The 13,785-nt window shown below is 43.3% G+C and carries 10 protein-coding genes; 4 read left to right on the top strand and 6 right to left on the bottom strand.

Going from position 1 to position 13,785, the window contains the following annotated elements; all coding sequences use genetic code 11:
- Positions 1 to 100: 100 nt before the first annotated feature.
- Complete coding sequence (gene proS / locus LEPTO7376_RS19965; RefSeq protein ID WP_015135861.1) at positions 101 to 1,906, top strand: proline--tRNA ligase; 1,806 nt, start codon at positions 101 to 103, stop codon at positions 1,904 to 1,906.
- A 27-nt stretch (positions 1,907 to 1,933) separates the two neighbouring features.
- On the opposite strand, the gene LEPTO7376_RS19960 is transcribed toward proS, so the two are convergent.
- Positions 1,934 to 2,113, bottom strand: a complete 180-nt coding sequence (locus LEPTO7376_RS19960) for a hypothetical protein (protein WP_015135860.1) — start codon at positions 2,111 to 2,113, stop codon at positions 1,934 to 1,936.
- A 91-nt stretch (positions 2,114 to 2,204) separates the two neighbouring features.
- Between LEPTO7376_RS19960 and LEPTO7376_RS28020 the strand changes: the two genes are divergently transcribed.
- Positions 2,205 to 2,663 (top strand): transposase, encoded by a 459-nt coding sequence (locus LEPTO7376_RS28020; RefSeq protein WP_225901137.1) that lies wholly within the window; start codon positions 2,205 to 2,207, stop codon positions 2,661 to 2,663.
- On the top strand, positions 2,615 to 3,187 hold the full coding sequence (locus LEPTO7376_RS28015) for an IS630 family transposase (protein WP_071880719.1): 573 nt from the start codon (positions 2,615 to 2,617) through the stop codon (positions 3,185 to 3,187). Before LEPTO7376_RS28020 ends, LEPTO7376_RS28015 begins: the two co-directional genes overlap by 49 nt.
- Before the next feature lie 461 nt (positions 3,188 to 3,648).
- Here the strand turns inward: LEPTO7376_RS28015 and LEPTO7376_RS19945 are convergent, their stop codons facing one another.
- From LEPTO7376_RS19945 to LEPTO7376_RS19920, 5 genes are all read right to left on the bottom strand, one after another.
- Entirely contained in the window at positions 3,649 to 4,626 is a 978-nt protein-coding gene (locus tag LEPTO7376_RS19945; protein WP_041766123.1) for an alpha/beta fold hydrolase, read from the bottom strand.
- A 23-nt stretch (positions 4,627 to 4,649) separates the two neighbouring features.
- Positions 4,650 to 5,030 (bottom strand): nuclear transport factor 2 family protein, encoded by a 381-nt coding sequence (locus LEPTO7376_RS19940; RefSeq protein ID WP_015135857.1) that lies wholly within the window; start codon positions 5,028 to 5,030, stop codon positions 4,650 to 4,652.
- Positions 5,031 to 5,263: 233 nt separating this feature from the next.
- Positions 5,264 to 8,020 carry a COR domain-containing protein gene (locus tag LEPTO7376_RS19935; protein ID WP_015135856.1) on the bottom strand — a complete coding sequence of 919 codons (2,757 nt, stop codon included), beginning with the start codon at positions 8,018 to 8,020 and terminating at the stop codon, positions 5,264 to 5,266.
- A gap of 71 nt (positions 8,021 to 8,091) precedes the next feature.
- Positions 8,092 to 10,809, bottom strand: coding sequence for a cation-transporting P-type ATPase (locus tag LEPTO7376_RS19930; RefSeq protein WP_015135855.1), 2,718 nt, complete (start codon positions 10,807 to 10,809; stop codon positions 8,092 to 8,094).
- A gap of 615 nt (positions 10,810 to 11,424) precedes the next feature.
- Positions 11,425 to 13,110 (bottom strand): SulP family inorganic anion transporter, encoded by a 1,686-nt coding sequence (locus LEPTO7376_RS19920; protein ID WP_015135854.1) that lies wholly within the window; start codon positions 13,108 to 13,110, stop codon positions 11,425 to 11,427.
- A gap of 118 nt (positions 13,111 to 13,228) precedes the next feature.
- Between LEPTO7376_RS19920 and LEPTO7376_RS26645 the strand changes: the two genes are divergently transcribed.
- A complete protein-coding gene (locus tag LEPTO7376_RS26645; protein WP_160148530.1) occupies positions 13,229 to 13,405 on the top strand; it encodes a hypothetical protein in 177 nt (58 codons plus the stop codon).
- The last annotated feature ends 380 nt before the right edge of the window (positions 13,406 to 13,785 follow it).

Below are 13,785 nucleotides of genomic sequence, written 5' to 3'. Positions count from 1 at the left end.
TTCTATTTTTAAATTGTTTTATAATTCTCTATCCCAAATGTCGAAAAGTGACCCATAATAAACGATGGTTCAATAGCGATCGCCAAAGAATAGAGAAATCATGCGCCTTTCCCAGAGTTTATTTGTCACCCTCAGAGAAGTTCCTGCTGATGCGGAGATTTCCAGCCATCAGCTCCTGTTGCGGGCGGGCTATATTCGGCGGATTGGTCGCGGGATTTATGCGTATCTACCGATGATGTGGCGAGTGCTCCAAAAAGTATCAGCGATTGTGCGGGAAGAGATGAATGCGACCGGGGCACAGGAAACACTTCTGCCTCAGCTTCAACCCTCAGAGCTTTGGAAAGATTCTGGTCGTTGGGATACTTATACGAAAGCGGAAGGGATCATGTTTTCCCTCACGGATCGCGTGGATGGTGAACTTGGTCTTGGCCCCACCCACGAAGAAGTGATTACAACCGTGGCGAAGGATATGATTCGTTCATACCGCCAACTGCCTCAACATCTTTATCAGATTCAAACGAAGTTCCGTGATGAAATTCGTCCCCGGTTCGGTTTGATGCGTGGTCGTGAATTCATTATGAAAGACGGCTATTCTTTCCATGCCAATGAGGAAAGTCTCAAGGAAACCTACGCAGATATGGATCAAGCGTATCGCAATATGTTGCGCCGCTGTGGTTTGGAGTTTCGCGCTGTCGAGGCGGATTCTGGAGCAATCGGTGGGTCTGGTTCGCAGGAATTTATGGTGTTGGCGGAAGCTGGCGAGGATGAAATTCTCTACACCGATGACGAGAAGTACGCTGCAAATACAGAGAAAGCTGTTTCCTTACCTGCAGATTTAGTAGAGTCTCCTTTTTCTAGTTTTGAAAAGCGCGAAACCCCTGACACTGCAACCATTGCAACACTCTGCAAAGCCGTTGACTGTGACCCGACTAATACTGTTAAAAATGTTCTCTATCAAGTAGTTTACGACAATGGGCAAACGGTTTTAGTGCTGATTTCCATCCGAGGTGATCAGGATGTAAATGAGGTGAAACTCACCAACGAACTCACAAAATTAGCGCCTGATTACGATGCAAATACCATCATTGCGTTAACGGTTCCCGATGCTGATGCTCAGAAAAAATGGGCGGCTAAACCCCTTCCCCTCGGCTATATTTCACCTGATTTAGCCGATGACTATATCGAAGGCTCTAAGACTGTTGCGGCTAAGTTTTTGCGGATGGTGGATCAGACAGCGGTTGAGCTAAAGAATTTTGTCACAGGTGCGGATGAGTCTGGTTACCATGTGCTTGGCGCAAACTGGGGATCTAAGTTTAAACTGCCTAAGTTGCAGGTGGATATTCGTCTCGCAATGGCTGGCGATCGCGCGGTTCATGACCCTAGTCAAATTCTCCAAACCGCACGGGGCATCGAAGCCGGTCATATCTTTCAACTCGGCACTAAATATTCCGAGGCGATGGGGGCAACCTTTATGGATGAAAATGGTAAGCCTCAACCTTTGGTTATGGGATGTTATGGCGTGGGTGTTTCTCGTCTCGCCCAAGCTGCCGTCGAGCAATCCTACGATAAAAATGGCATCATCTGGCCTGTGGCGATCGCCCCTTACCATGCGGTGGTGGTGGTTCCCAATATTAAAGATGCTGACCAAATGGCTGCGGCAGAAAAACTCTATACTGAACTCAATTCGGCGGGTGTAGAAACTATTCTCGATGATCGCAAAGAGCGAGCTGGTGTGAAGTTCAAGGATTCTGAACTCATTGGTATTCCTTTCCGCATTGTCACTGGAAAATCTCTTAAGGATGGCAAGGTCGAGGTAGTGAAAAGAAAGGACGGCGATCGCCAAGATATTGCTATTGAAGACGTGGTGGCAACGGTGAAAGGTTGGGTTGAAGAAGCAACAGCTTAGATGATTCAAATTTACCAGGGTTTTGCCCTACTTTTTCTTTGTCTTGCCGCTCTTCTTACTTTTCTTTTGAGTATCTTTTGCAACCAAGTAGAAGAGTGGTACTAATCCACCAGCAGAAGTAGCGAGAATAGTTAACAAACCAGTAGCAATAAGATAACTAATTTGCCTGTTCTCTAGATTTCTCTGACGACAAGCAACGGCTGTCATACCAACGGTGTAGATAAGAGCTGCTATGGGTAGATCTGTTTCTATACAGCAAATTTCAGCCTAGCAAGGTGTATGAAGTAGTATAGGTGAGTTGACTGGTGAGGAAGAAAGTAGCATCTTGCCGAAAGCCTACTCATTAGACTTAAGACAGAAAATAGTGGATGCCTACGAAAGGGGTGGTGTGAGTCAAAGTAGTCTTGCCCGACAATTTGGAGTGGCGAAAAGTTTTGTACAAAAGCTCCTCGACCAAAAACGACTGACAGGGTCGATTGCTCCGAAAAAACGAAGCCAACAAACACCTCCCAAATTAAACGAAGAGCATCAAACAATATTGCGCCAGTTGCTCACCAAGAAAAACGATGCGACGCTAGCGGAACTATGTGATGAGATGGAGAAACGCACTGGTCTCCGTGTGGCCAATAGCACCATGCATCGCACCTTAAGAAGAATGGGATATAGCCTCAAAAAACATTCTATCCAGACCTTAAGGCGACAAAACGAGTGCAACAAGCCAGATATGATTTTTGGCAGAAAATGCAAGCGACTCTAGCGAAAAACTTGATTTTTATCGATGAATCGGGCGTGAACTTAGCCATGACAAGACTGAGGGCACGTTCTGAGAAAGGGAAACGAGCTTATAGTCCGAAATCCAGTAAACGAGGCAAGAATGTTCCTTTGATTGGAGCATTAGGCTTCAAGGGAATGGTCGCTAATTATCATCTGCTGGGGAGTACGGATGGATTAACCTTTGAAGAATTCATCAGCCAGAAGTTAATACCAAACTTATGGGCGGGAGCATGTGTGGTGATGGATAACTGTTCGATTCATTTAGGAGAGTCAGTACGCACAATGATTGAGGCCGTGGGAGCTAAGTTGATTTACCTTCCTCCCTATTCTCCAGATTTTTCACCCATTGAAAATTGCTGGTCAAAGTTGAAAAGTACCTTGAAAAGTATCGGGGCAAGAACTTATCTAGCTCTAGACAAGGCAATTGAGGTAGCTTTTTCCAAGATTACCCTTGATGATATTCGATGCTGGTTTACACATTGCTGCTATTGCACCTCACTCGACTAGAAATTGCTATAGAGCTATTACCCACATGGTTATACATCCATACCGCACCAATCGATAGTACCGAGTGAGTGAGATATAGTGCCAAGGCTTCTGGCAGCTTCCTAACATATGAAAAATCGAATAAAAAACGATTGATTTTATCCATATTATTTTTCTAACAGATACTATTTTAGTTCTACCAATAAAGATTAGTTTATCCGCAATTTCTCAAGGGTTTATGAAGCTAATTTTTTGTAAATTTAAAGTATTTTTAATATCGAGAGAATTAGTAGGTTATAGGCGTAAAAATATGAGATTTATGAAGATGAAGAATTACAGCATGGCCAAGATTTATCGCTAGATGAAGTGGTTTCCACTGTTAAAGGTTGGGTTGAAGAAGCAACCAAATAAAACTCAATCGCCAAATCAATATTTTCAAGATCTTGACAAGTAAATGTTGAGCTCTCTTTTTGTATCCTCCCTTACTCTGGAATCTGAGCAAGCAATTTTTTTACAGCATTAATAATTATGTGTGGTTCATCTACCCAGACAAAATGTCCGCTTTGATTCGCTTCAATTTGAGTGCAGTTTGTTGAGAGTTTGCACAATTCTTGATGCATCCTATCTCGTAACTTATTTGCCTTTTTTAAAGGAATAAAAAGAGTTAAGAAAGAAGGCTTAAAAAATGAACTAGCTTTAATACTCATAATGGGCATTTCACCAAAGTTTTTAGCGACACTCACCTGACGTGCACTTTCCTCTAGGTTGATCATTTCTCGACTCATCGTAATCCAGTGTTTCGGGCGACAAAATGAACGTTTCACTAACTTAAGAGAATGTTGAGGGAATTTTCGTAACTCAGGCTTTAATAACTCAAATATTTTTAAAACATTGAGTAATCGAATAATGCCTAACATTGAGCCTAATGTCGACATAAAAAAACCTGAAATGAAAAAGAGTTTTAGTAGCTTCAACGCCAATGGCATATTAAGCATTCCTATTTCGTGTAGACCATCTGTGAGCACAATTCCTAAAACTTTTTCAGGGAAGAGATGGGTATACATCCTGACGTTATAAGTGCCAAAAGAATCACCAATTAAAATATATGGTGGTTCGATTTTTGCTTGGGTCAGAAGGGTATCTAATTCATTCGCAATCTGTTCACTAGTTCGAGGATTTGGGCTGTGATCACTCCAGCCATAGCCAGCTCGATCATAGATACAGACTCTTGTTAGTCTCGATAATTCTTCGATCAGAAAATAGCCTTCTATTCCACCTAAACTATGGTCGAAAATAATCGTTGGATGAGCTTTTGCTTCTCCTGAAATGCAAAGGTGTAGCTGGTAATCTCCGATATCAATGAGTTGTCCGGGTGGGGATTCTTGATCTTCTAGCCAAGTGGCGATCGCCTGAAAAAAAATTGTCGGGATGAGCAACAACAATTGCATCGAAATCGGCATCATAAAAACCTATTTGATATTGGTTAGGCGATCACCTCAAAATCATCCTCACGGAGTTTTGCTGCACCATTTTCTTGGATCACCCATAGCTCTTTGTGAATAACACCAGAGGCTTTGTTCATTCGCCACCCTGATGTCAGAATTGCTTCGGTTTCACTCAGTACTTCTACTTTGGGTTCGATATATTCAACGTCAGAATAGCCACCATCGATCAATCCTTGCCAAAATGTTTTGATGGCTTCAGTCCCAGTAAATGTGCCGAAGGGTCGGGCGTGCATCGTCGCATCATCCTCATAATTTGCGGCGCAGCCAGCAGCATCTCCAGTATTAAATGCATTTTTCCATCGTTCGCTGGCTTGGGAAACAGCGGCTAATACTTTTTGCTCATGCTTAGAATTCGACATACACCTTAGGTTTTTGGTGAGGAAGGACAATTCATGATAACGAATGAGCCGATAGAGATTTTCTGAATAAAATATGGGCGATCGCCTAACGAAGCTAATTTAATAGGCATTTCGCATAAATCTTGAAAGTTCTCCTCTTAGGAGAGGTTAAGGGTGGGTTCTCCGAAGATCGTGAAACCTATAGAGAATCCCTTCCGGTCTTCGATCACCTTCTTCAAGAAAGGATGTAAATCTCAATCATTATCGTCAGCAGAGGGTAAGGCTTGCTGAATAATGCCCCGGATGGCCTCGGTTTGAGTGGGTTCTACTTTCTCGGCGAGGTCAACGATATTGTACGCAAAGTCTAGAATTTCTGCTGTTGGTGCGTCAATAACAGGAATGGCCAGGGCGATCGCCTTTAGTCGCCGCACCAATTTTTTAGAGTTCGGTTGTTCTTTTTGCTTCGCCAACTCGGCTTCAAAATCTTCAATTTCATCTAACAAGTCGTCTCTGGTGTCCTTGGGGAAAGCTGTGACATTGACACACATTGCTTGAATCATTGCTGTGATTTCTGAGAGATCTGAACCGTTTGCGTTGTATTCGCCTGCAACTCTTGCTTGGCTGCCGATTGACCCTTCATTAACGCCCATACCGAATTTGCTATTGCTTTGGTTGAGCTTATCTCCACCAAAGAAATTTGGGTCATTAACTGATGATTGAAAAATGTATTGCTTCTCAATGTATTGAGGTTCTGAAGTGGTATCGTGTTGTCGTGAAATCTCTGGCTTCTCGGCTTTAGAAGATCGAGCAATGACATCATCGAGCAAATTACGAACATTGATCATTTGATAGCTTTTCTGGCACTGGATGGGCTGACCATCGGCCATAAATTGCTTCAGGATTTTGTCGTCGTAGAAGTGAGGTTCGGATGAATCTCGGCAGGTTTTAGAGCAATTGCAAGGGACAAGCTTTTTGTATTTAATACCGGGAAAAGTTTGGTGGATTTTGTCAAGTTCGTGGGTGATTTTAATCAATAAATCCCGCTTTTGCTGGCCTCGAACACGAATTCGGATTTCCCGTTTGCTATAGGTTTCGATGATTTCGGCTTCGGTATCTTGAGCTTGCAGAATAATGCCATTGCGCCAAACCAAATCTTGGGATTTCAGCCATTGGTTCATCTCGACGATGAGGGTTGTCAGAATACCCTTGGGCATAAATTCATATTCATAACGGACAATTAGATTCGCGTCGGGTTGCCAGCTGTAGTCTGGCTTTTCGGGATTGAGGAGTTCAGGAGCAAGGAAGATATCCGGTTGCTGGGGTAGTTGGTAGCAGAGTTTGAATTTCAGCATGAGCTGGAGCAGTTCATCAGCCATCTGTTGGTACTCTGGGTCTTGCCAAATATCACTCAGATCGGCGCGAGAAAAAAGCCCGAAATTGTCTTTGACTTTTTTGTTATCAAGGATTTGGTAAACGGCGGTTGTGCCCCACTCGGGATTGAGAATGACGGTTTTCTTTAACAATGGGTCATCTTGGAAATGGAGAATAATCCCTAGGTCATGGAGATAGTGGCTTAGTTGGAGGCTATCTTTTGAGGCTTTAAAACCAGCTTTTTTACACAGAGATAAAAAGAGCTTTAAAGATACATAATTTCGCGGATTATCCTGTAAAAAATCACGGATCTTAACCCATATTTTTGGTAAACGATCTCCAACATGAGGAAGATTACTAAGTTGGAAGCAAAGCTGCTTAATTAGTTCGTCTAGATTCGTACCTGTTTTAAGGTCTGTTGCTATAATATCTTTGATATTCTCAAAGCGTCCTTTCAAGCCACGAATATCAATCTTTCGGGTGCGCCCGTCTCGTTGATTTTGAGCTACAACAATCGGGCTATCTTTACCCAGAAGTTCGATGATATTTAGCCAATAGTCAAAATCTGTATCTTCTTTTCGTTCATCGGTGACTAGTATATAAAGTGATCGCTGGGTGAGAAAAAATTGGTGAGTAGCATGGTAAATTTCCTGACCACCAAAATCCCAGATATTTACCTGAAATTCATGATTATTATAGGGAAATGTCCAAGGGTGAATATCAATACCATGGGTAGTCATTGTATCCAGCGAGCAATCAGGATCCTGAATTTTATTGGTCAATGTGGTTTTACCTGCCCCAGCTTCTCCAACTACTAAAAGCTTTGCTGCATAGAGATGATCAACTCCTTGTTCTGTAAGTTGTTTATAATAATTGCGAATTGCATCGATACCTTTAAATGCAATCTCTGGAGGTGGAATTTTAACTGGATTAATATTTTGAATATCTCTAATAATTAACGTGTTTAGATTAGGTAGATCACATAGAAATTTAGGGATTATTTTAATTTGATTACCCCGAATATCTAATACTTGAAGCTTTGGAAGCTGGGCAATCACCGGCGAGATTCTCATGATTTCATTATTATTGAGGTAGAGCTGTTGGATATTTCTCAGGCTAGCGATTACTACGGGGATTTCTTTGATTTTATTGTTACTAAGACAAAGCTTTTGTAGATTGTTTAATTCGGTGATTCCTTTCGGGATTTCTTTGATTTTGTTGTTTGATAGATCAAGCTGTTGAAGATTTTTTAGTTCGGCAATTGTATGGGATAGATACCTGATTTGGTTATTGGAAATATTGAGTTTTTTGAGATTTCTTAGTTTTGTGATTGTTTCCGGAATTTCCAAAGTTTGATTATCAGAGAGGTCAAGCTGTTGGAGATTTTTTAGGTTCGTAATTTCCTCAGGAAAATTTCTGATTTTGTTATGACGGAGATTCAGTCGTTGTAAATTGTTTAGGTTCGTGATTTTCCAAGGAATATTCCTGATTTTGTTACCCCAGAGATTAAGTTGTTGTAGATTTTTAAGTTCGGTAATTTCCTCAGGAATTTTCCTTAATCCATATGTCGACAAATCAAGTGTTTTCCAGCCTTCTGCCGCTGCTCGTTTGATTAGTTGAAGAATATCTTCTGTTACCATCACTCACCACGCACTATCTACCTTGCTGGCATTCTAGCGGAGCTATCTGAGAACCGATGCTTGTGGCGAAATTAGGGATCGATACGATTGGCAAAGATTGCTAATGGAATCATTGGTAGCATTGGAATGAGACAAATTAACCCTTGGGAGAAAGTAAGTGGCGCTGTGTCGAAAAGACGATTCATGACACTCCATTGGCTAAAGACAATTTGTAGGACGATCGCCACAAGAATTCCCACAAGTAAAAATGGTGCATTGGTAATGGTTTGGGTTTTGCCGCGTAGATATAGCAGCAAACTGCGACCTAACTGACTAATGCTGAGGAGATAAATGACCCGCGCTGCAACTAAGGCCTGAATTGCCATTGTTCGGGCAATCGTCACATCGCCAGTGGTTGATTTCGCCCATTCAAACATCCCAAAAATCAGAATCCAGTTAAATGCAGAGACTGCCAAAATTCGTCGCAGCAATAGTTTGGTGATCAGTGGTTCATTGGGGTTGCGCGGTACGGACTGCATGATGTCTGGGGATTTCGCTTCAAAGGCGAGGGGAACCGTCATGGTGATCGAGTTAATCATGTTCAGCCACAACACCTGCAATGACAAAATGGGTAGATCGCGTGCCAGCAACGCACTGATCAAAATGGTCATCGATTCGCCACCATTAACCGGCAATAAAAAGGCGATCGCCTTACGCAGATTTTGATAGACAGTGCGACCTTCCTCTACTGCTGCTTCGATGGAGGCAAAATTATCGTCAGTGAGGAGCATATCAGCCGATTCGCGGGCAACTTCTGTGCCACCTTTACCCATCGCAATACCAATATCGGCCTGTTTGAGAGCGGGAGCATCATTCACTCCATCGCCAGTCATGGCAACGATATCGCCTTTTAATTGGAGAGCTTCCACCAGTTGTAATTTTTGGGCTGGGGCAACGCGTGCAAATACGGATCCGGTTTCGGCGGTGCGGGCAAGCTGAGTTTTATCCATCTCCACCAATTGCCGTCCTTCAAACGCTGTAACCTCACCAGCAGTATTGATGCCCATCCGTTGAGCGATCGCCTGAGCAGTTTTAATGTGGTCACCCGTAATCATTTTGACGCGAATTCCTGCTTTCTGACAGGCATGGACTGCGGCGATCGCCTCTGGTCTGGGCGGGTCAATCATGCCCTGCAATCCCAAGAACATTAAATTCGCGACAATATCTTCATGGTCAACAGAATGCTGATGTTCCTTAACTTCTTTTTTCGCAAACGCTAGCACCCGCAGCCCTTGAGCTGCCATGTCATTAACCACCTGAGTAATTGTGTCTTGTTCGACGGGAATCGATTGACCTTGCTCATCGAACATTTGACCACAGCGACTGAGGATAGATTCCACCGAGCCTTTCACGTAAATTGTGCGAGCTTCCCCATCATGGAGAGTCGCCATATATTGATATTCCGACTCAAAAGGAATGACATCTAAACGGGGTTTCGTTGCCGCAAATCCCGTTTGACTAAACCCTGCTTTGGCCGCCGAACTGATTAATGCTCCCTCCGTCGGGTCGCCCACCACCGACCAATCTTCACCAGTTTGTTTAAGCTGAGAATCATTGCACAGTAATCCTGCTAACAAACATTCGGCGAGGGTAGAGGGCAACTCTCCATCAAGATGACAATTGGCACGCCGATCATCTTGACGACAAATTTCTCCCTTAGCACTGTAACCCCCACCACTGACGGAATAATGCTCTTGTCCCGCATAAATCGCCTGTACCGTCATTTGATTTTCGGTGAGGGTTCCGGTTTTATCAGAACAAACCACCGTTGCACTTCCTAATGCTTCTACGGCAGGAAGCTTACGAATAATGGCATGGCGACTTGCCATCCGATTAACTCCAATCGCCAAAGTAATAGTGACCACTGCGGGCAAACCCTCAGGAATGGCACTCACCGCCAGGGCGATCGCCGCCTCAAACATATAAACCCAAGATTCTCCCTGACCCAAACCAATGGCAAAGGTCAAGGTTGCAAGGGTCAAAATGGCATAGAGAAGCGTACGACTAAACTTCGAAAACTTACGGGTGAGGGGCGTTTGGAGACTAACTTGTCGCTCCATCGATTGGGAAATTTGCCCCATTTCCGTGGCATTCGCTGTGGCAACCACAATGCCGCGACCCTGCCCAAAGGTCACAAAACTTCCCGCATAGGCCATGTTATTGCGTTCAGCGAGAGGAGTATCCAGCGGTAAGGATTCGGGATTTTTCTCAACGGGAACAGCTTCTCCCGTTAGAGCGGATTCATCAATTTGCAGATTGCGCGTGGCGACTAATCGGAGATCTGCGGGGACTTTATCACCCGATGCCAACATCACTAGATCACCCGGCACCAGATCTTTTGAGGGAATGCGCAAAGGCTGCTGATCTCGCAATACACTGGCTTCCGTTGTCACTGCTTTAGCAAGGGAGGCGATCGCCCCTTCAGCTTTTGCTTCTTGGAGATAACCAATAACAGCATTCACAACTGTTACGCCCCAGATAACAGCGGCATTTGTCCAAGATCCCAAAAATGCTTTCACAACCCCAGCGAACAGCAAAATATAGAGCAAAGGCTGATGGAATTGCAATAAAAATCTTAGCCAAGCAGGCTTTCCTGATTTGAAGGTGAGCTCATTCCAGCCATAGGTTTCATAACGCTGGGCAACTTGCTCTGCTGATAATCCTTGTTCTAAATTACTGCCAAAATCATCGAGTACCTTTTGTGTAGATAAATCGTGGAAAGAGTGCTGTGATGATGGTCGTTGCGTCATACCGGCTAATCCAACAAGGGGACATCTCGATCCTAATGATTTACCTAAGCATTTGTACTCGTTTTAATTGATGTTTTCCATCCCAAACAGATCAAAGAAATATCCAACGCCTGACACAGTATTCGATTCATCAGACCCGAAATCAATAGCAAGAAATTCTGAATAATTGTTACAACAAAAAAGGCCGCATTCGCTCAATGAAATTGCTCTATTCAGCGGTTAGATAAAAGCCTATGACTTAATAAAAAGTCGAGGAGTTGTGCCCTTATATTTTTTAAAAAGTGCGAGTGAATTGGGATTGATTGGTAAAGCCAAACTGATGGAATGCTTGAGCTATATCTAGTTCTTGCTTTTATAGTGGCGCAACAGTTGGTGATAAGCCAAATCCTTTCCATCAATCAGTATTTGTTAAAGGTGCCGATGCCGGAATTACGTCTGATTGGATTTGGAAACAAACTCTTCTTTGCGAGAAGGACAAGAGCTTCAGCCAATTTCGCAACTGATCGAGAATCTTTCCCCAAGAAGAACAGACTTGATCCATATTCAAAAAACCGCCAATCTTATGACGCAAGATTGGCGGTTTTCTAATGCTTATTTAGTTAATTGAGCGAAGGATTAAGCTAAAGTGCCCATTGGCATACCTTGTCTATCTTCAATCATCCGTAGACCTTCTTCTAAAGCCATAAGACGATCTTTCATCCAATGCTCTTCAGGGATCATGCCTGCAATACCAAGTTTTTCGAGGCGATCGCGGACTTTACCAGTTGCACCAACAACGACAACTTCACGACCTACATCCAATGCTTCTTGGATTGCATTTTCAATCGCTAGAGCTGAAGTCACACCAACTACTGGAACTTCCTCTAAATCCACAATGAGAACGTCATAGCTATCAATTGCACTATGCTCACGGGCGATCGCCTTAGCGACACCAAAGATCATGGGGCCATTGAGGTGGAAAAGAAGGAGTTTACCGTTGGCAAGGTCTAGAATTCGCTTCTCTTCAGAACCAAGAATAATTTGGTCATCAACGTCTGTAATTGCTTTAACCGCGTCTTTTTGAACAGAGGAGAGACGGTCAATAGTGAGAATGTTCGCGATAAATACACCGACACCAACCGCAATCATGAGGTCAACGAAGACGGTGAGAAGAATAACGCTGTAGACAATACCTGCTGCTTTCCAAGAAATCTTGTGGACACGCTTGAGGAAACCCCAGTCAATAATATCGATACCCACCTTAAGAACGATACCCGCGAGTACAGCGAGGGGGATACCAGAGGTTAGAGGTGCAGCCCAAAGCGCAATAATTAAGAGAACAAAAGCGCGGACAATACCGGCCATTGCCGTACGACCACCAGCCTGAACACTGACAACCGTTGCCGTTGTAGCACCAGAACCAGCGACACCACCGAATAAACCAGTAATAATATTTGCGACACCTTGACCAATTAACTCTTTGTTGGAGTTGTGCTCTGTACGGGTCAAACTATCTGCAACGAGACAAGTCAAAAGACAATCAATACAACCCACTGTCGCCAGGATAAGTGCATTCACCACGATCAGACGTGCATCTGCCATGGAGAAATAAGGGATCTGCAAGGAAGGTAAACCAGGCGTGATCTCTCCAATTGTGGCGATCGTCCTAATCTCAATGTTGCCGAGGAACAAGATAGAAATGATTGTTCCGATAACCAACGCTGTAAGCTGAGGAGGCAAAATCGTCTTTAGCTTGTTGGGATAAAAGAACAAAATTGCAAGGGTTAAGACACCCAAACCTGCTTCTACAGGACTTGCATTGCTCAGCAGCGAAGGGAGGCTGCGAAGTACGCCTAGCACACCACCTTTGGGAGTTGCCTGACCGAGAAATGGTGCAATTTGCAAGAAAATCAGGATGACACCAATGCCTGTCATAAAGCCAGAAATGACGTTATAGGGCAGCATGGTGATGTACTTACCGAGACGGAATACCCCAAATAATATTTGGAATACACCAGCCAAAACCACAACGGTAAAACCCATTGCCAAACCGTTTTCTGGATTATTGGCAACAAGCTCGGTAATAACGGCAGTCAAGATCACGGTCATGGGACCGGTGGGTTCGGAGATCAAGCTAGGTGTTCCGCCGAACAAAGATGCAAAGAAGCCGATTAATATGGCTCCCCAGATCCCGGCAGCGGCTCCAGCACCGGATGCAATACCAAAGGCGAGAGCCATCGGCAAAGCAACAACAGCAGCGGTTAAGCCTCCATAAAAATCTCCTTTAAAATTTCGAAAGGAAATTTTGTTAACAACGCTCATAGTGTGTGTATGTTCCTCAAGATGAATCGTTAAAAAATCAACGGCCTCAAAATTTAGGGGAGTTGCAATAATTCGGACAATCGATCAGAACATCGTGCGATCTTGCAGAATTCTCACAGTGGGTCAATTCATCGCATCTACAACGCAATCAATGGGCTACAGACACCTGTTTCGGCGATCGCCATCTACTGATTTCCGACTGCTACTCATCCCTGAATTTTTGACTTACCAAAATGCAGGTATTTTTGTTAAGGATTGTAACAGTCTTTGGTCATATACAATTTTTGGGATGTAAGCACAACAGCAATTGCAAGTGGAAAAAATTTACGAAAAAAGAGAATCAGTCAAAATCAACTCTTAACAAAACGCAATCTTTTTCATGTTTAAAATATCAAAAAATCTGGGCTAATTCACTTTAAAAAAAGTTTCAACAAGGCCTCTCAATTACCTGGATCAAATCAGAATTTATAGAATCCATACGATCACATCAGCTAAACAGAAATATCTCATTATCTAAGGGAGATATTCAGGCTCTCTTTTGGTGAGACTTATTATTTACTCATAATGGCTCAGCACTATAGAAATAGGAAAAAAGCCGAATATCTAGACTTAAACAAGAGAAATAGATAAGTAATCTGATTCGATTTACTTTGTTTTTGACGGCATTTCTCCAGG

The sequence above is a fragment of the [Leptolyngbya] sp. PCC 7376 genome (assembly GCF_000316605.1).
Classification (GTDB): domain Bacteria; phylum Cyanobacteriota; class Cyanobacteriia; order Cyanobacteriales; family MRBY01; genus MRBY01.
Note: the sequence above shows the minus strand (reverse complement) of the source record. Positions and strands in the feature narration are given on the sequence as shown.